This is a genomic window from Candidatus Kinetoplastibacterium crithidii, from assembly GCA_027557655.1.
GTDB classification, from domain to species: Bacteria; Pseudomonadota; Gammaproteobacteria; order Burkholderiales; family Burkholderiaceae_B; genus Kinetoplastidibacterium; species Kinetoplastidibacterium crithidii_C.
On the sequence record CP064915.1, the window covers coordinates 207342 to 227622 of the forward strand.

10 protein-coding genes, 1 rRNA gene and 1 pseudogene are annotated in these 20281 nt (G+C 31.2%); 7 read left to right on the top strand and 5 right to left on the bottom strand.

Annotation, left to right across the window (positions count from 1 at the left end):
* The first annotated feature begins 638 nt into the window (after positions 1-638).
* Positions 639-3221 carry an ATP-dependent chaperone ClpB gene (gene clpB / locus I1N47_00985; protein WBF65720.1) on the top strand — a complete coding sequence of 861 codons (2583 nt, stop codon included), beginning with the start codon at positions 639-641 and terminating at the stop codon, positions 3219-3221.
* 68 nt (positions 3222-3289) lie between these two features.
* On the opposite strand, the gene I1N47_00990 is transcribed toward clpB, so the two are convergent.
* Positions 3290-4165 carry a squalene/phytoene synthase family protein gene (locus tag I1N47_00990; GenBank protein ID WBF65721.1) on the bottom strand — a complete coding sequence of 292 codons (876 nt, stop codon included), beginning with the start codon at positions 4163-4165 and terminating at the stop codon, positions 3290-3292.
* A 137-nt stretch (positions 4166-4302) separates the two neighbouring features.
* Here I1N47_00990 and radA point away from each other — a divergent pair, with 137 nt between their 5' ends.
* A complete protein-coding gene (gene radA / locus I1N47_00995; GenBank protein WBF65722.1) occupies positions 4303-5667 on the top strand; it encodes a DNA repair protein RadA in 1365 nt (454 codons plus the stop codon).
* 57 nt (positions 5668-5724) lie between these two features.
* Here radA and dctP read toward each other — a convergent pair whose 3' ends face one another.
* Positions 5725-6729 (bottom strand): TRAP transporter substrate-binding protein DctP, encoded by a 1005-nt coding sequence (dctP, locus tag I1N47_01000; protein ID WBF65723.1) that lies wholly within the window; start codon positions 6727-6729, stop codon positions 5725-5727.
* A 930-nt stretch (positions 6730-7659) separates the two neighbouring features.
* On the opposite strand from dctP, the gene rmuC reads away from it, so the two are divergent.
* Both rmuC and rpiA read left to right on the top strand, forming a co-directional pair.
* Positions 7660-8970, top strand: coding sequence for a DNA recombination protein RmuC (gene rmuC / locus I1N47_01005; protein WBF65724.1), 1311 nt, complete (start codon positions 7660-7662; stop codon positions 8968-8970).
* A 32-nt stretch (positions 8971-9002) separates the two neighbouring features.
* Complete coding sequence (rpiA, locus tag I1N47_01010; GenBank protein ID WBF65725.1) at positions 9003-9683, top strand: ribose-5-phosphate isomerase RpiA; 681 nt, start codon at positions 9003-9005, stop codon at positions 9681-9683.
* Position 9684: 1 nt separating this feature from the next.
* Here the strand turns inward: rpiA and I1N47_01015 are convergent, their stop codons facing one another.
* Positions 9685-9927 (bottom strand): oxidative damage protection protein, encoded by a 243-nt coding sequence (locus I1N47_01015; GenBank protein ID WBF65726.1) that lies wholly within the window; start codon positions 9925-9927, stop codon positions 9685-9687.
* Between the two features lie 21 nt (positions 9928-9948).
* Complete coding sequence (gene argA / locus I1N47_01020) at positions 9949-11310, bottom strand: amino-acid N-acetyltransferase (GenBank protein WBF65891.1); 1362 nt, start codon at positions 11308-11310, stop codon at positions 9949-9951.
* A gap of 192 nt (positions 11311-11502) precedes the next feature.
* On the opposite strand from argA, the gene dnaE reads away from it, so the two are divergent.
* A complete protein-coding gene (gene dnaE / locus I1N47_01025; protein WBF65727.1) occupies positions 11503-15000 on the top strand; it encodes a DNA polymerase III subunit alpha in 3498 nt (1165 codons plus the stop codon).
* A gap of 306 nt (positions 15001-15306) precedes the next feature.
* Positions 15307-16841: pseudogene (locus I1N47_01030) on the top strand (ATP-binding cassette domain-containing protein).
* Here the strand turns inward: I1N47_01030 and I1N47_01035 are convergent.
* Positions 16808-18274 carry an Rne/Rng family ribonuclease gene (locus tag I1N47_01035; GenBank protein WBF65728.1) on the bottom strand — a complete coding sequence of 489 codons (1467 nt, stop codon included), beginning with the start codon at positions 18272-18274 and terminating at the stop codon, positions 16808-16810. The pseudogene I1N47_01030 and the gene I1N47_01035 sit on opposite strands and share 34 nt — an antisense overlap.
* A gap of 374 nt (positions 18275-18648) precedes the next feature.
* On the opposite strand from I1N47_01035, the gene I1N47_01040 reads away from it, so the two are divergent.
* Positions 18649-20179 (top strand): 16S ribosomal RNA (locus I1N47_01040).
* Positions 20180-20281: the final 102 nt, after the last annotated feature.

The following is a 20281-nucleotide window of genomic DNA, read 5'->3' on the forward strand; positions in this document are numbered from 1 at the left end:
TTATAAATTGTTAATTATTTATACTATTGTTCTGACTATTTTTTAAAGAACATTTCTTTTTTTTTCATAAGAATTATTTTATATTCCATTGTTTGATTTAAAATTCGACTGTCCATTTCTATATTAATATCAAGAATAATTTTATATGAATCTTAATTTTTTAATATCTACTAGATATCTTTAATAAGAATTCTATAACCATTTTTCTGAAATCATAAGATTTTATATCGTAATATTGTTTATTATTTCGTTAAATTATTTTTGTAACTTGTGGTTTATTTTATGAAGAATGATTTCAAACTGTGTTGAATATAGTTAGTTCTTTCTACTTGATTTATTTAATTCAATGTTATCAAAACCTGTTGTAATACATATATAGAAACCAGATATAAGACAGAAAACTTACAATGAGTTGTAAATAATTTTGATTTTTTCATATGGCGTAGATCTTCCATATTAATATATATTTATTGATACTTGATTTATTGCTTACTAAATCATATATATTAGCTAATAATTTAGCTGGCAAATGATGTTTATTGATAACCTAGATAAATTGTATAAGTTTCTAATTCTATAATTAGAGATAATAATAACTCATATTATTATCTCACAATATTGTATGGAGTGTTTTTGATATGAGATTTGATAAACTCACTGCAAAATTTCAACAAATATTTGTTGAAGCTCAAAGTCTAGCAATAGTAAATGAACATCAGTATATAGAACCTATGCATCTATTAAGAGCTTTGTTGAATGATGAGGATGGAACTAGTAAAAGCTTGATTGCTAGGTCAGGAGCATCTATAGATAAGCTTAATAAGCTTTTAGATGAGTCATTAAACTCATTGCCTAAAGTACAAAATATAGACAATATACAAATAGGAAGAGATTTACAGAGTTTGATGATTCGAATGGAAAAAGAATCATATAGATTAAAAGATAGTTATATCTCTAGTGAGATTTTCCTGTTAGTAGCTTCTTCAGATAATGGCGAAATAGGTCGTATTCTGAAAGAATCTGGGTTAAACAAAAATTTATTGGAAACTGCTATTAAGGAACTACGAGGTTCAGAAAATGTAAATAATAGTGATGATGAGTCTAATAGGAAGTCTCTATCTAAATATACTACGGATATTACAGCTAGGGCTATTAATGGAAAATTAGATCCAGTTATAGGAAGAGATGATGAAATCAGAAGGACAATTCAAATTCTACAACGTAGAACTAAAAATAATCCTGTTTTAATTGGTGAGCCAGGTGTCGGTAAAACTGCAATCGTAGAAGGTTTAGCTCAGAGGATAGTAAATGGAGAAGTTCCTGACAACTTAAAAGGTAAAAAGGTATTATCTCTAGATATTGCTTCTTTAATAGCTGGTGCTAAATATCGTGGAGAATTTGAGGAAAGGTTAAAATCTGTTTTAAAAGAATTGTCTATTAACGGTAATGATAATATTTTATTTATTGATGAGCTTCATACTATTATGGGTGCTGGTAAAACTGAGGGTTCAATGGATGCAGGTAATATGTTGAAACCAGCTTTAGCGAGAGGTGAGTTACATTGTATTGGAGCTACGACATTAGATGAGTATAGAAAATATATAGAAAAAGATGCTGCTTTGGAAAGGCGTTTTCAAAAGGTATTAGTAGAGGAACCAGATGTTGAGTCGACTATAGCTATTTTACGGGGCTTACAGGAAAGATATGAAATTCATCATGGGATTGAAATTACTGATCCAGCGATAGTTGCAGCTGCTGAGTTATCTAACAGGTATATTACAGATCGTTTTCTGCCTGATAAGGCAATAGACCTAATAGATGAAGCTGGTGCTCGTATTAGAATGGAAATAGATTCTAAACCAGAAATAATGGATAAGTTAGATAGAAAGATAATTCAATTAAAAATAGAAAAAGAAGCTGTTAAAAAAGAGAAAGATGAAGCATCTAAGAAACGTTTCCTTTTAATAGAAGAAGAATTAGATAAGTTACAAAAAGAGTACCATGATTATGATGAGATTTGGAAGTCTGAGAAAGCAATCATACAAGGGACAAAAGCTATTAAAGAAGAAATAGATAATACAAAAATAAGAATGTCAGAATTACAAAGAACTGGACAATATGATAAGTTAGCAGAAATTCAGTATTCTATTTTACCTGAATTAGAGTCTAGACTAAAATTTGCTGAAGGGAATGTGGATAATGATAGTAAACAACATAAGTTTAAATTATTGCGCACACAGGTAGGTGCTGAAGAAATTGCTGAAGTTGTTTCTAGGAGTACTGGTATACCTGTATCAAAAATGATGCAAGGAGAGAAAGATAAATTATTAAATCTTAGTAATTTTTTGTCATCTCGTGTTATAGGTCAAGAAGAGGCTGTACAAGCTGTTTCTGATGCTATTATACGTTCTAGAGCAGGTCTTTCTGATTCAGCAAGGCCTTATGGTTCTTTCCTATTTTTAGGTTCTACTGGAGTAGGAAAAACAGAATTAGCTAGAGCACTTACTGAGTTCTTATTTGATGCTACTGATCATATGGTTCGTATAGATATGAGTGAATTTATGGAAAAACATTCCGTATCTAGATTGATAGGTGCTCCTCCTGGTTATGTTGGATATGAAGAAGGTGGTTATTTAACTGAAGCTGTTCGTAGAAAACCTTATAGTGTAATTTTGTTAGATGAAATAGAAAAAGCTCATCCTGATGTTTTCAATATATTGTTACAAGTATTAGATGATGGAAGACTAACAGATGGCCAAGGTAGAACTGTTGATTTCAGGAATTCTGTAATTATTATGACATCTAATCTTGGTTCAAGTGAAATTAATAATATGGAAGATAAGCCTTATGACAAAATTAAAGAGATTGTCCTAGGAACGATACGTCAAGTATTAAGGCCAGAATTCCTAAATCGTATTGATGAAATTGTAGTATTTCATAATTTAGAACAAAAACATATGGAATCTATAGTTAAAATTCAGTTAGATAGATTGAATCTTCGTATTCAACAAAAAGATATGAGTATTGATGTAACGAATGCAGCTATTAGTGCATTATCTCATATTGGGTTTGATTCTAATTTTGGAGCTAGGCCTCTTAAGAGATTAATTCAACAAAAAATTGAAAATCCATTAGCTAAATTAATACTAAGAGGTGACTATTCATCAGGTGATACTATTTGTGTAGATTATAGGAATAATGAATTTTCTTTTAACAAGTAAATTCATATATGCAGTTTGTTATTCAAGTAGTTATGGTTATTGTATAAACATCATGACTACTTGAATAATTATGTATCCAATTTAATTTTTCGTAAAAGTTTTCTGCCATGTGTTTTTTTAGATAACCATGAAATCCAAAATTTTCTAAATGGAGATAGAGTGATGTACTGGTCTAATATTAATTGTTTTTTTTTGCTGAGCTCTTCTAGAAGTTCATAATATACAGCTGTGGTTGATATATAGAACTTATTTGGATCTATTTCCGAAGATAATAAAATAGTAGGTATTTGTTTATATAATTGGTATGTTTTTTCTATTTGAACGTTTATTAATTCTAGCATTATGTTTGATTTGGCTGGTTCCAAAAAATCTTTTGCTTCAATATTAAATTGTTTGAGTTCACTAATTGGTATATAGAATCTCCCAATTCTAGCATCTTTTCCTATGTTTCTAATTATTTTTGTCATCATGATAGCAGTGCTAATTTCTATATCTGCTATTGTATATTGATATTCTATGTGATTAATTTCTTGATATATTTTATGTACTAATCTATCTGACTGCCAGTAAACCTTATTAAGTTCATCAAAATTATAAAATTGTGTTTTTTCTATTAAAATTTCATTGTGATTGATAAAATCGATAATTATATTTTGTATTTTTGGATATATATTTATTGCTACTTTTAATACTTGTATTATTGGATGCTGAATAACAATACTATTATCACTCATAATTTCAGTTATTTGATAGCGCCACCATGATAACTGTGCATATGCTGTTATGCTAGTTTTTGATTTTGATACTATAAATTCTATTTTTTTGCTGAAAAGATATATAGCAGACAATATATTTTTTTGATTTTTTTCTAGTGATAGAATGTTATAGTACAAGCTGGAATTACTTTGTTTTAATTGCATAGTGCAATATTCATATGGATTCATACTTTTTTATCAATATAAATTTTTAGTTTCAATAATATTATTATAAATAAAATTATTGTTTCATTTTGGTGATTTGAAAAATTTATAAAATATTTCTTAAATATAAATTATTTATTTTTAAATTTAAATATAGAAAAATGGCTAAATCAAAAAATACATATGTATGTTTGCAATGTGGTATAAAAAGTTTGAAATGGCATGGGAAATGTCTATCGTGCAATTCTTGGAATTCTTTTTCTGAAGAAATTGTTGATGATAATTCCTTTCAAGAATCATGGGCTGTTCCATCCACAGTTAAAAGTCTTGCCGAAATAGATGCGCAGGAAGTTACTAGAATTCCGACTGGTTTTAATGAGTTCGATAGAACTTTAGGAGGAGGTTTGGTTGTAGGATCAGTAATTTTATTGGGAGGAGATCCAGGTATAGGTAAATCAACATTGTTATTGCAATCTTTATCAGTTTTATCAAATCAATATAATGTTTTATATGTTACTGGTGAGGAATCTGCAGAGCAAGTCGCTTTGAGAGCAAATAGGCTCGGATTAACATATGATAATCTAAATTTGTTAGCTGAAACTAAACTTGATGAAATTATAAATGTAATTGTTTCTCATAAGCCATTAGTAGTTGTAATTGATTCTATACAAACAATTTATAGTGCTATATTGAGTTCATCACCAGGGTCATTATCTCAAGTTAAAGAATGTGCTACACAGTTAACTAGAGTTGCTAAGAGGCTAAATATCATTATATTTATGATAGGACATATGACTAAGGATGGATTGATTGCTGGACCTAGGGTTCTAGAACACATGGTAGACACAGTTCTATATTTTGAAGGAGATCATAATTCATCATTTCGTTTAATAAGATCTTTTAAAAATAGATTCGGTGCTGTGAATGAATTAGGTGCTTTTGCTATGACAGATAGAGGATTGCGTTGTGTTCCTAATCCATCAGCATTGTTTTTATCTAATCATAATAATAATGTTTCAGGTTCTTGCGTTATGGCAACGCAGGAGGGATCAAGGACACTGCTTATTGAGATACAGGCTCTGGTCAATAAATCATATGGTTCTACGCGTAGAATATTGTCTGTTGGAATAGATGATAATAGATTAGAAATGCTATTAGCAGTGCTTCATAAACATGCTGGAGTTCCAACTTTTGATAAAGATATATTTGTGAATGTTGTTGGTGGCGTAAAAATATCAGAACCAGCTTCAGATATAGCTGTATTGTTAGCTATATTTTCTTCTTTGTTGAACAAATCAATACCATCAAGATTATTTGCCTTTGGAGAAATAGGTCTTTCAGGTGAAATTAGGCCGTCAATTAAAGGTCAAGAACGTTTAAAGGAAGCAGTTAAATTAGGATTTGAAATTGCTTTGATTCCTAATCAAAATGTACCTAAACAGAAAATATTAGGTCTAAAGACTATCAAGATGTTTAATTTAAAAGATGCTTTAGATGCAGTTAAACAGCTATTCCAACATTCATAGAAAATACCCAAACTATTAAATATATTTATAATAGTTTGGGTATTTGTTTAGAACAGATTATTCAAAATTTCTTTGGAAAGGTATTGCATCTATTATTTTTCTATCAAATTTTTTATAATATTCCGAATAGACTGGAGCCATTGCTGTTGCAAAATCAGCTCTATCTACTTCTGCAATTTGAATTCCACATTCTCTGAGTTTTTCAACGCCATTTTTTTCAACGTTGTCTACAAACTCTCTCATTTTAGTACTAGCTGCTTTTCCTGCTTTATCAAAAAATGTTCTATCTATTTTAGGTAGTTTCTTATAAAGTTTTTCAGATGCAAGTATTAATGCTGGAGCATATACGTGTCCAGAAAGAGATAAATATTTTTGTGTTTGGGATAATTGGGTTAATAAAATAACTGCTAAAGAGTTTTCTTGTCCATCAATTTCTCCTTTTTTAATGGCATCAAAAGCCTCAGTAAGTGTCATTGGGACGGGATCTATTCCTATATATCTAAATCCATCTATATGAATGGAATTTTTAGGTGTTCTTATTCTTAATCCTTTTGCATCTTCTGGTGTTAGTACCGGTCTAACATTATTTGTTAAATGACGGAAACCTTGTTCTCCCCATGCTAGGGCAACTAGTCCTTTTGATGGAAATTTTGCTAATATATTTCTACCTACAGGTCCATCTAGAACATTTCTAGCATGAGTTAAATCATGCATTAAAAATGGAATATCAAACATTCCTACTTCTGGAATGATATCCATAATTGTGCTTGTAGATACAATGGCTAGATCAATTGTACCTTCTTGAAGGCCCTCAATGACATTCCGTTCAGATCCTAATTGATTATTTGGGAATGTAATTACTCTATATTTACCCTTGCTACAGGTTTTTAGAGTTTCAGCAAACGCATTAGCTGCTGTGCCGTAGTGTGATTTGCTGTGAAGAGAGTGAGCCATTCTCAAATGAATATCAGCTGGCGCTGTAATATTCTCAGCCAATGCTGGGACAGATGCTATTATTGCTGATAAGGCTAACGCAATACTGGCAAGCCAAACATTACGCATTCGTCTACTCCTGAAAAATCAAAAGAAATATTCTAAAAATAATCAAATATAATTAGAAGACATATACTAATATTTATACAAATTAGGGTTGCTAACCCAGTTTGCATTCAAAATTATTTATAAATTAACAAATGTATATCCTTAATCCTTAAAATTTTGCTATATGATTTAGAATTTTACAAGTTTTTTTAGAAAGTCTTAAAATCAATGTGGATTTTTAAGAAGATATTTTTAAACATTTGATGATTATAAACTATAAAACGTCGATAATTTTCAATTATTTGTTCACTATGGTATATCGTTATTCTAAAATAGCCAACCAAAAATTCTTATATGTTTGTTTATAATCATATATTAGTTGTTGATTTTAATATTTTTGTAAATAGTATTTACATCAAAACAAGCATATTTAAATAACTATATTTATGATTTAGTTATTATTTTAATATATAAGAAAGAAGCTTAATCCAATTTCATAATATACCTATATTATGTTGTAGGATAGCAATTAGTTGACATTTATCGAGAAATATTGGAAGACGCATATGTTTGATAAAATTGTTGAATTTTAGTAAGAAAATCTTTATTTAATATTATAACTATTGGAATAGTGGAATATTAATAGATGTTTTCTTAAAAGAAATCTTTTTTAGTTTTTAAGCATAATTGATTATTAGTTATAGAAATTTGAATCATCTAAAACATTATATCTGTTACAGCGGCAAGATTTGCTTAAGATAATAATGTTTTATTAATTATTATTAATAAATAAATTTATATTAAGTTATCTTTTTTGGAAAGATAGAGGAATCTTTTGATTCTTTATTCATAATATTTTAAATTTAATTATGAGTTACCAGGAAATGGTTAATGTGATAATTCATTTTTATGATATAAAATATACGAGTTATTATAGGAAATATTGTGTTTATGATTTTGATTTTTGGTTTTCTTTTATCTATTTTTATATTAAACATTTTTATCTTGAATATAATCAGAAAGATTAATCAAGAAGATAACTTTAATTCTTATTTAGATATTTTAAATGAAGCAACATTAAAAATACATAATGATATTATTGAAACTCAAAAGATTCTTCGTAGTGATTTTTTGGAAGCAATTCGTTCATTTCAGATAGAATTAAAAGACTCTCATGATAAATTAAAAGATTCTCTCACTAGAGATTCTTTTAATAACCGTTCTGAACTTGCCTCTTCTCTAGCAAGTTTTTCTAGTGGTTTTAGTGATAAACTACAAGGAATGATCGAGATTAATGATAGAAGATTGTTAGAAATAAGAAATACTTTAGAAAATAGATTAGATATTTTGCAAACTAATAATGCTTCAAAACTAGACGAAATGCGTTGTATGGTTGAAGAAAAGCTACATGCTACCCTAGAGCAAAGATTAGGTGAGTCTTTTAAAATTGTTTCTGAGCGTTTAGAAGCTGTACACAAAGGTTTGGGTGAAATGCAGACCTTAGCAGTTGGTGTGGGGGATTTAAAGAGAGTTTTGAGTAATGTTAAGTCTAGAGGTACATGGGGTGAAGTACAGCTTGCTAGATTAATAGAAGATGTTATGACTGATGATCAGTATGGGAAGAATGTGAAATTAATACCTAATAGCGACTCAATAGTTGAGTTTGCTATTAAATTACCAGGTAGAAGAGATGATAATGATCCTGTATGGTTGCCTATAGATTCTAAATTTCCTAAAGAAGAGTATGAAAGATTAATGGAAGCTAATGATGCAGGTAACATTGAATTGTCGAAAGCTGCTTCCTCATCATTAGCTAAAGCAATAGAGTTACAGGCAAAGATGATATCTTCGAAGTATATATCACCACCGTATACAACTGAGTTTGCTATTATGTTCTTGCCTACAGAAGGACTATATGCAGAGGTTATGAGATATCCGGGTTTATTTGATAAGTTGCATAATTTGCGTATAACTGTTACTGGTCCTAGTAATTTATCTGCCTTACTTAATAGTTTGCAGATTGGTTTTAGAACGATAGCAATTGAGAAGAGATCTTCAGAAGTATGGAATATATTGCGTGCAGTAAAAACTGAATTTTTTAAATTTGGAGAGTCCTTAGCTAGTGTAAAAAAAACATTGGATAATGCTAGTAACAAGTTAGGTCAAACAGAAGTTAGATCTAGAGTTATGTTACGTAATTTAAAATCTTTAGAAGTTCTTCCTGAGCAGGAATTAGAAAAGATCTTGTTAGATGATGAGTAAATAGTATTTGTATCTTAATATATGGTTTTATTATGAAAAAACAAAATGAATTAAAAAAAATGGCAGCTATAGAGGCAATGAGTTTTATAAAAAATATCATGTCGAAGAAAAATATAATAGGAGTTGGAACTGGATCTACAGTTGATTATTTTATAGAAGAGCTATCTAGTTTTAAAGAAAATTTTTTGGGAGCTGTGGCTAGTTCAAAAAGAACAGAGTTTTTGCTGTCTAAACATGGAATAAAACTTTTTGATTTAAACGAATTATCAGAATTAGAATTTTATGTTGATGGTGCTGATGAAGTAGATTATTCTTTATCTATGATTAAAGGAGGAGGAGGAGCATTAACAAGAGAAAAAATTATAGCTTCTGTAGCAAAAGAATTTATATGTATTGCGGATGAATCAAAATTATCTGGCAATAGTTTGGGAAAATTTCCTCTTCCTGTGGAAGTTATACCCATGGCTGCATCAGCTGTTTCTAGGTATTTTATAGAATTAGGGGCTAGTCCTATTTTGAGAAAAGATTTCGTGACAGATAATGGTAATTCGATTTTAGATATTCATAACTTTAAAATTGAGAGCCCTGTAGAGATGGAAAAGAATATAAATAATATACCAGGTGTTGTAACCTGCGGTTTATTCGCTATTAAAGGTGCAAATAAACTTATTGTTGCAACTTCAAAAAATGGCATAAAATATTTTACAAAATAATTTATTCTTTTGTTTTATTAAAGAGAAATAATTCCATTTGTTCTTTTAGATATTTTCTTGCTTTTATATCTGCTAAGTTTAATCTTTTTTCATTGATCAATATAGTTTGATGTTTCATCCAGTCTTCCCAGGCACTTGTAGAGATATTATTCCATATATACATACCTAGATCTCCTGGGAATGGAGGCTTATCTAATTTTGCTAGCTCACGTTTTAGTTTTATGCAATAAATTTTTTCTGACATTTTAAATCCTTTAACAAATAATTATTTTATATTTTTTATAAAAATTAGGCTATTTCGAGATCGGTTATAATTAATTTGTTTTTCTTTTGGTAAGTCTTGAACCTTTCCTCTTACAAATCCTCTTTTTAAAAACCAATGTGACGTTCTTGTTGTTAACGCAAATAGACGATCTATTTTCATATTTTTAGCACGAGATTCTATATGCCTTAAAAGCAATTCTCCTTCACCAGAACTTTGCCATTCGGGATGCACAATCAAACAAGCTAACTCAGCCATATTTTCCATTGGGAAAGGGTATAAAGCAGCACATCCGTATATTACTCCATCATGCTCTAAAACTGTAAATTTTTCCAAGTCTCTTTCTATTAAGCTTTTTGGTCTTGGTACAAGAGTTCCATCAGCTTCGAGGGGTTCTATAAGACTAATTATAGCACCAACATCATCTATAGATGCCTCTCTTAGATCATCTAAATTATCTTCAACAACCATGGTTCCAATGCCACCATGTGTAAATATTTCTAGTAATACGCTTCCATCTATTCTATATGGCAAAATATGAGTTCTAGCTACTCCTTTTTTTACAGCCATTACAGAGTTTTTTAGAAATTTTTTGGTTGTTGTATCAATATTATTATTTTGTAATAAAATTTCAGCTCTGGCTCTAGCTATTTCTGGATTTATTGAGCCATCTATGTTTTTAACACCTTCTGATGTTGAAAGAAATATTAATTTTTCTGCTCCTATAGCAATAGCTGTACTTGTAGCTAATTCTTCCATTTCTAGATGAAAAGCATCCCCTGTTGGGGAGAATCCTATTGGAGATAATAAAACTACTGAGGTTCCTTTTTCTATAGCAAATTTAATGGCTTCTGTATCTATTTTTCTTACTTTTCCTGTTAGTTGGAAATCAATTCCATTTAAGACACCAACAGGGCTAGCGGTAATAAAATTGCCTGATATAACTTTGATTTGAGAGTGAGACATTGGTGTATTAGGTAACCCCTGGCTGAATGATGCCTCTATATCTAATCTTATTTCTCCAGCAGCTTCTTTTGCGCATTCTAGTGCGGCATTATTAGTTGGAACTACTATTCCGTTATTAAAGTTTTGAGGCAATCCTTTCAAACGTAACTGCTCATTAATTTGAGGTTCCGAACTATATACCAGTACTAAGCGAATACCGAGAGCCGATAGTAATGATAGGTCTTGCACTAAAGTATTTAGTATTCCATCTTGGATAAGTTCACCTTCGAAAGCAACTACAAAAGTTTTGCCTCTAAAAGCATGTACATAAGGAGCTACATCACGAAACCATCGCACGAACTGTGATTTTGAATTTTCGTGTTCTTCAACGGAAGATTTGTCTATTTCCATATACTCTATAATTAATAATAAGTTAATAAGACGGTGAATTTAATTATGCTTATTATAACTAAATCTAATCTAACGATTATATATATATTATACTAGTAAGTTAAAGTAATTATTTACAACTATTGGTCATGTATTTTTTGTAATACTAACCGTTCTTTTACTAGGATATATTATCCAAGATATAAAACAAATTTATTATTTATGACAGCAATTTCAAATAATTTTCCGTCTTTTATTAATTTACGTGTTCATTCAGAATTTTCTATAGCTGATGGATTAATAAGAGTTAGAGATCTTGTGGATAATGTTATTAAGCTACAACAGCCTGCTGTAGCTCTAACAGATATGTCTAACCTTTTTGGAATTTTAAAATTTTATAAATATGCTCGTGCTAGTGGTATAAAACCAATTATTGGTTGTGATTTATGGTTATCTAATGATGAGGACCTAGATGATCCATTTAGAATATTAATTTTAGTATGTAATGAAGTTGGATATTTAAATTTATGTGAAATTATTACAAAATCTTATTTGATAAATCAAAGAAATAATAGGCCTGAAATACGTAAGGAATGGTTATTTTCTAAAAAGGGTTTAATAGTATTATCTGGAGGTATAAATGGTGATATTGGTTATGCAATAAAACGTGGCAAGATAGATATTGCTTCATCCTTGGTCAAGGAATGGAAGGAGATGTTTCCAGAATCTTATTACTTGGAAATTCAAAGAGCAGGGTTTGATGGTGAAGAAAATTATATACAAGCTGTATTATCTATCGCTACTGATACAAATACTCCGGTTGTCGCAACTCATCCCGTTCAGTTTCTTAAAAAAGAGCATTTTCAAGCTCATGAAATTAGAGTTTGTATTTCTGAAGGGAAGCATTTAACTGATATTCATAGGAAACATAATTTTACAAAAGAGCAATATTTAATTAGTTCTGAAGAAATGGCAAGTTTATTTGCTGATATACCTTCTGCTTTGTCTAATACTATTGAAATATCAAAACGTTGTAATCTAACCATAAAAACTGGTCAAGCAATGCTTCCAAAGTTTGATGTCCATGAAGGAATTTCTTTAGGAGATTACTTAAGAGAGTTATCAAATAAAGGCCTATATAATAAGATTAATAATCTATATCCTGATTCAACGGAATTATTTAAATCAAAGTATTATGAACGTTTAGAGAAGGAATGTAAGACTATTATACAGATGGGCTTTGCTGGATATTTTCTTATAGTTCAAGATTTTATTAATTGGGGTAAAAACAATGGTGTTCCTGTAGGACCAGGACGTGGTTCTGGTGCTGGTTCATTAGTTGCTTATGCCCTTGGTATAACGGATTTGGATCCAATCAAATATGATCTTCTTTTTGAGAGATTCTTAAATCCAGAACGTGTTTCAATGCCTGACTTTGATATTGATTTTTGTCAAGATAATAGAGATCGTGTTATAGATTATGTAAAGAACAAATATGGTACTGAATCTGTTAGCCAAATAGCAACTTTTGGAACTTTTGGTGCTAAGGCTGTAATTCGTGATGTGGGCAGAGTTTTAGGTTTGCCTTACTCCTTATGTGATTCTTTATCTAAATTGGTTCCTTTTAGTCCTATGGAACAATGGACTCTAGAAAAAGTATTGAATTCTGACCCTATATTTAGATCTCGTTATGAGCAGGAAGAAGAAGTAAAGTTATTAATAGATTTAGCCAGACATTTAGAAGGATTAGTGCGGAATGTTGGTATGCATGCAGGTGGAGTGCTTATTGCTCCAGGAAAACTAACAGATTTTTGTCCTCTTTATTGCCAGCCAGGCCAAGAAAATACATTGATTTCTCAATTTGATAAAGATGATGTTGAGTTAGCTGGTTTAGTAAAATTTGATTTTTTAGGTTTGAGGAATTTAACAGTTCTTGATTGGACTCTACGTTATATTAATTACTCTAGAAACGAAAATGATTTTTTTGATCTTTCTTCTTTACCATTAGAAAATGAAGAAACATTTAAGTTATTGTGTGCTGGTAATACAACTGCAGTTTTCCAGCTAGAATCTAGAGGCATGAAGGAATTGCTAAAAAAATTACAACCTAGTACCTTTGAAGATATTATTGCTGTTCTAGCTTTATATCGTCCTGGTCCTTTAGAGTCTGGAATGGTGAATGATTTTGTGAATCGTAAACATGGTTTATCAAAAATAAATTATTTTCATCCTGTATTAGAAAGTATTTTAAAAAGCACTTATGGAGTAATAGTTTATCAGGAACAAGTAATGTTAATTTCTCAAGTAATTGGAGGCTATTCTTTAGGTAGTGCTGATTTGCTTCGTAGAGCAATGGGAAAAAAAGATCCTGACGAGATGTCTAAGCATAGGGTGTTATTTGAGAAGGGTGCTATTAGCAATGGTTATAGTTCTCAATTAGCTATTAAATTATTTGATTTAATGGAGAAGTTTGCTGGTTATGGGTTTAACAAGTCACACTCTGCTGCTTATGCCTTAATAGCATACCAAACTGCATGGTTAAAAGTTCATTATTGTGCGGAATTTTTTGCTGCAGCTATGTCTTCTGAAATGGATGATACTGATAAAATACAAATTTTATTTAACGATGCTAAATATAATAATGTAAAAATTTTGCCACCAGATATTAATTTGTCTAATTTTAGATTTGAACCTGTGGTTTCTAAAATGAATAATAGTAAATCATACGAAATTAGGTATGGATTAGGAGCTATAAAAGGAACAGGTAAATTTGTTATAGATGAAATAGTAAAGATAAGGAATCAAGGAGGTCCTTTCAAGAGTATTTTTGATTTTTGTTTTAGAGTTTCAAAACTGGTTAATCGAAGAACTATAGAATCACTAATAAAATCAGGTTCTTTTGACTCTATTGAGTTAAATAGAGCTTATTTATTATTTTCTCTAGATAAAGTTATTGATTCTGTTGAACAGAAACAACGAGATATTTACCAAACTTCTTTATTTAGCAATAGTGAAGAATCTTCTTTTTTAGATTTGCCTGTTGGTGATGAAGTTATTCCATCATGGGATTTACATAAAACACTTATAGAAGAAAAATCTGCCCTAGGTTATTGTTTTAGTGGGCATATGTTTTCTTGTTGGGAAGATGAAATTAGAAAATTATTTCCTAAAAAATTAATTGATATAGACCATAATAGCAAATCACAATGGATCTGTGGAGTTTTAGTTCGCCTTCGTAGTTTATTTACTCGTCGAGGAAAGATTACCATCATTTTGCTAGATGATGGCAGCAAACAGCTTGAAGTTGTTGTTTATAATGAGCTTTATACAGAAATAAAAAATCTTTTAAAAGAAGATAATCTACTAATAATCAAAGGAATGGTTAGCAAAGATGACTATTCTGGTAATCTAAAAATTATTTCAGAACAGATATATGATTTGCAATTTATAAGAAAAACAATGGCAAAATCTTTAAGATTATATATAAATAACAGCAATGTTTCTTTATCCTCTTTTAAGGATATATTAGAAAAATTTAAGAATTTTTCTGATGTAAGATTTTCATCAGTGCCATTATTCATCTTCTATAAGAACGAAGATAAAAATTTTTTTTGTAAAATTAAATTAGATGATAAATGGAATATGATAATTACTAATGAATTAATATTAGAATTGCAAAAACTTATAAGCCATAATGGGTCAATAGATATTGGATATTGATACCAACATTTTTACAAAAATTTTTTTCAATTTTTTATTTTAATAATGTTAGGTTACTATGTTGAAACTAAAATTAGACTAATTAATATAGATAGTTTATATAATTTTATATTTGTTGAAAAACAATGCTTAATTAGATGTTTACAACAGTTTATACTTAAAACATTATGAAAATAAAATTTTTTAGATATATATTTTGTGCGTTCATAAAAAAATAAAAATTATCTTCATGATAAGAAACTCTTACTAAGAATTTTTCGTAGTGTAAAAATATATTGGTTGACAATATATTTTGCAGTTACTTTAATGATTTGTGGTACTGCAACGCAACCAGCATTAGCACTTATTATGAAACCTTTATTAGATAATGGTCTTTCTTTGAGTAATGATAATAATAAATTGTCTATACCGTTGATTCTGGTAATGCTAGCTATTCTTAGGAGTTTTTGCTATTTCTTTAGCGATTATCTGTTCGCATTAGTATCAAACACCATTTTAGATACGATATGTATAGGAAATTGTTAGGAGCGCCTGATTTATATTATTTAAATATTGATACTGGGAGATTATTAAATAAATTCACGATAGATGCAAATAACATTACAAATTTGTTTGCTGATGTTATAACAACTTTAATTCGAGAGTCAATAATTGCCATAGCGTTATTGGGAGTATTATTTTATATATCATGGTTATTAACCTTGATTGTTATTATTACCTTATTTTTTTATAAATAAAATAAGGTAATAAGTGAAAATATTTTAAATATGAATTCTGAACTCATAAAATTAGTCAGTAATTCTATAAAGGGTCAGAGAATTATTAAATTATTTAATGGCTATGATATATAAAAAGAACGTTTTGATTTTGTTAATAAGAGTCTTAAGCATTTCAGTATGAAATGCTGCTTTGGCTGATTCTGCGCTTTCCCAGTTAAGTATATTTTTGTATTATTTCAATACTATCTATTATAATAGTAGTGTCTTTAAGAATGAATTGATGTTAACAATAGGTGATTTTGGTGTATTTATAGCAGTGCTAGCGCAGATGCCAGATCCTATAAAAAAGTTGACTAATGCTCTTTGTGAATTACAAAAAATCTTGATTTCAGCAGATAGTGTATTTTCTTTAATTGATGCTGAAGAAGAGTATGATTCTGAATCGATCATAAACAATTATTTAGCAAAAGGAGGTATAGTTTTTTAAATGTGAAATTCAATTTTTCCGGAAATGATAGTCCTATTATAAAAAAATATATCCTTTCGTATAAAAGCGGGAGAAGCTATAGCTTTTGTCGGTCGTTCAGGTAGTGGAAAGACTACTTTAATCAATATGTTATCCAGATTTATAATTCCTGATTCAGGTAATATTTTATTGGATGGTTTTGATATTAATAAAATAACTTTGAAAGCTTTGAGGTTACATATCTTTTGTAGGATATGATCTAATACTTTTTAACGATACAATTATTTCTAATATTTGTTATGGGTTACATAACATCAGTACGGGAATAGTAGAGGAGGCTTTGAAGGCTGTTAATTTATTAGATTTTGTTAATAATTTACCAAATGGTTTATATACTAAAGTAGGTGAAGGTGCTGTGTTTTTATCTAGTGGTCAGTGTCAAAGATTAGTCATAGCAGAGCTTTTATAAAAAATCTCCAATTCATCGTTTATCTGCTGTAAGGAAGGTTAATCAAATTTTTGTTGTAGATTCATGGAAAATTGTAGAATCAGGTTCCTATGACTATTTATTAAGTAAGAAAGGTTTGTATTCTTTTTTCATAACATTCAATTTAGGGATTGATTATAAAAGTGCGATATCATACTGTTCTTGGTAATATCCATTATCTACTATTAATGATATTGGTTTTTTTATTTGATCTTCTATAATGGTCAAATAGTGACTTTCTTCTAGAAACATATCTATTATTTTTTGTGATGCAATTATTCTAAATTCTTTTGGATTAAATTGTTTTGATTCTTTTACTATTTCTCTCAAAATTTCATAGCATATTGTTCTAGATGTTTTAATCATTCCTCTAGATTGACAAACATTACAAGGTTCACACAATTGGTTTGTTAGTGATTCTCTAGTTCTTTTTCTTGTCATTTCAACTAAACCTAACTGGCTAAATTCGCTTAAAGTAATTTTTGTCCTATCTTTTGATATGGATTTTTGTAATTCTTTTAGCACTGCTTTTTTATGATCTTGGTCATCCATATCTATAAAGTCAACTATTATTATGCCTCCTAGATTTCGTAAGCGTAATTGCCTTGCAATAGCCTGTGTTGCTTCAAGATTTGTTCTAAAGATTGTATCTTTAAAATTTTTACCACCAACAAAACCACCTGTGTTAACATCAATGCTAGTTAAAGCTTCTGTTTCTTCTATTATTAGGTATCCACCTGATTTTAGCTCTACTTTTTTTGATAATGCTGTGTTGATTTCTTGATCTATGTTTGCAACTTCAAATATAGACCTTTCTTTGTCATAGTGATGAATTTTTTCTATAATAGAAGGATTAAATATCTTTGCCCAATTCAGTAGATTATCTGCAACTTGACATGAATCAATATTGATTGCTCTTGTTTTTTGGGTCACCATGTCTCTTAATGTTTTGTGAGGTAAATCTAAGTCTTTATATATTAAGGATGGCGACCTATTGCTTTTAGCTATTTCGATTATGTTTTTCCAGAGTTTATTTAAATATTTTAAATCAGCAGATATTTCTTCATTGGTCGCTTCCTCAGCCTGAGTTCTAATTATGAAACCTCCTCTATTATGTATGATTAGAGATTGAACTCTTATTTTTATTTTTTCTCTATCTATTTCTGATTTTATCTTTTGAGATACTCCTAGACAGTTATCAAATGGTAAATATACCAACATTCTTCCAGCTATGCTAATTTGTGTTGATACACGTGCTCCTTTTGTTCCTATCTGATCTTTTATTACTTGTACTAAAATTGTTTCTCCAGGAAAAATAAATTTTTCTATAGAAGGGGTCATAATATTTTCATGTCGATTTTCTCGAAAATCTGATATGTGTATAAATGCAGCTTTATCTAATCCTATATCTATAAAAGCACTTTGTAATCCTGGTAGCACTCTAATTACTTTACCTATAAATATATTCCCAACAATATTTCGTTGCATATTATGTTCGATATGTAATTCTTGTATTACACCATTTTCAAGCACAGCTACTCTTGTTTCAAAACATGTAGTACTTATGAGTATGTCTTCGTATTGTTTAGTGTTATAATCCATGGTGTTTATTATTAAGTAATGATATACTATTTTGATATAGTTACATTATACGAAACATTTTATATATTAGTTGCTATTGAGATATTTTATTTTTTGATAAAAATGTTGACATTGTCTTCTTTATATTAGACAATAGTCATCTGTTTCGCAAATAATTGAGTTTGTGAATTTAAGTGATCTTTAACAATTGAACAATCGATAATTGTGGGTACTTGATAGTAGTTTTTAGACATATAATATATGTCGTGCTAAAAACAAACAAGTAAGTACTCATTAAATTATAACTTTTTTCTCAGAGAGATCTGAGAGACCTGTTTATTTTTTTGAGTGAATCGTAATTTCAAATTATTTTGAATTTGCGCAATACAGAGATTAAACTGAAGAGTTTGATCCTGGCTCAGATTGAACGCTAGCGGAATGCTTTACACATGCAAGTCGAACGGCAGCACGAACTTCGGTTTGGTGGCGAGTGGCGGACGGGTGAGTAATATATCGGAACGTGCCCAGTAGAGGGGGATAACTACGCGAAAGCGTGGCTAATACCGCATATTCCCTCAGGGGGAAAGCGGGGGATCTTCGGACCTCGCGCTACTGGATCGGCCGATATCGGATTAGCTAGTTGGTGAGGTAATGGCTCACCAAGGCAACGATCCGTAGCTGGTCTGAGAGGACGACCAGCCACACTGGGACTGAGACACGGCCCAGACTCCTACGGGAGGCAGCAGTGGGGAATTTTGGACAATGGGGGAAACCCTGATCCAGCCATTCCGCGTGTGCGATGAAGGCCTTAGGGTTGTAAAGCACTTTTGGCAGGGAAGAAATAGCATCGGCTAATATCTGATGTGAATGACGGTACCTGCAGAATAAGCACCGGCTAACTACGTGCCAGCAGCCGCGGTAATACGTAGGGTGCGAGCGTTAATCGGAATTACTGGGCGTAAAGAGTGCGCAGGCGGTTCGGAAAGAAAGATGTGAAATCCCAGGGCTTAACCTTGGAACTGCATTTTTGACTACCGAACTAGAGTGTACCAGAGGGAGGTAGAATTCCGCATGTAGCAGTGAAATGCGTAGATATGCGGAGGAACACCTATGGCGAAGGCAGCCTCCTGGGGTAACACTGACGCTCAGGCACGAAAGCGTGGGGAGCAAACAGGATTAGATACCCTGGTAGTCCACGCCCTAAACGATGTCAACTAGCTGTTGGGATCTTCGGATCTTAGTAGCGCAGCTAACGCGTGAAGTTGACCGCCTGGGGAGTACGGTCGCAAGATTAAAACTCAAAGGAATTGACGGGGACCCGCACAAGCGGTGGATGATGTGGATTAATTCGATGCAACGCGAAAAACCTTACCTACCCTTGACATGTCTAGAATCCCGAAGAGATTTGGGAGTGCTTGCAAAAGAACTAGAACACAGGTGCTGCATGGCTGTCGTCAGCTCGTGTCGTGAGATGTTGGGTTAAGTCCCGCAACGAGCGCAACCCTTGTCATTAGTTGCTACGAAAGGGCACTCTAATGAGACTGCCGGTGACAAACCGGAGGAAGGTGGGGATGACGTCAAGTCCTCATGGCCCTTATGGGTAGGGCTTCACACGTCATACAATGGTCGGGACAGAGGGCTGCCAACCCGCGAGGGGGAGCTAATCCCACAAACCCGATCGTAGTCCGGATCGTAGTCTGCAACTCGACTACGTGAAGTCGGAATCGCTAGTAATCGCGGATCAGCATGTCGCGGTGAATACGTTCTCGGGTCTTGTACACACCGCCCGTCACACCATGGGAGTGGGTTTTACCAGAAGTAGTTAGCCTAACCGCAAGGAGGGCGATTACCACGGTAGGATTCATGACTGGGGTGAAGTCGTAACAAGGTAGCCGTATCGGAAGGTGCGGCTGGATCACCTCCTTTAAGAGCATATAAACTACATATTAAGTTCCCACAATTATCGATTGTTATTTAGCTGAGATTGGTAGTAAGCAGGGTTGTGACAGATTCTTCATTGGGGTTTGC

Bases quoted from the DNA above. Each gene is read 5' to 3' on its own strand.
- dctP (WBF65723.1), bottom strand. From the start codon at position 6,729: ATGCGTAATGTTTGGCTTGCCAGTATTGCGTTAGCCTTATCAGCAATA.
- rpiA (WBF65725.1), top strand. From the start codon at position 9,003: ATGAAAAAACAAAATGAATTAAAAAAAATGGCAGCTATAGAGGCAATG.
- rmuC (WBF65724.1), top strand. From the start codon at position 7,660: ATGATTTTGATTTTTGGTTTTCTTTTATCTATTTTTATATTAAACATT.
- dnaE (WBF65727.1), top strand. From the start codon at position 11,503: ATGACAGCAATTTCAAATAATTTTCCGTCTTTTATTAATTTACGTGTT.
- radA (WBF65722.1), top strand. From the start codon at position 4,303: ATGGCTAAATCAAAAAATACATATGTATGTTTGCAATGTGGTATAAAA.
- I1N47_01035 (WBF65728.1), bottom strand. From the start codon at position 18,274: ATGGATTATAACACTAAACAATACGAAGACATACTCATAAGTACTACA.
- I1N47_01015 (WBF65726.1), bottom strand. From the start codon at position 9,927: ATGTCAGAAAAAATTTATTGCATAAAACTAAAACGTGAGCTAGCAAAA.
- I1N47_00990 (WBF65721.1), bottom strand. From the start codon at position 4,165: ATGAATCCATATGAATATTGCACTATGCAATTAAAACAAAGTAATTCC.
- clpB (WBF65720.1), top strand. From the start codon at position 639: ATGAGATTTGATAAACTCACTGCAAAATTTCAACAAATATTTGTTGAA.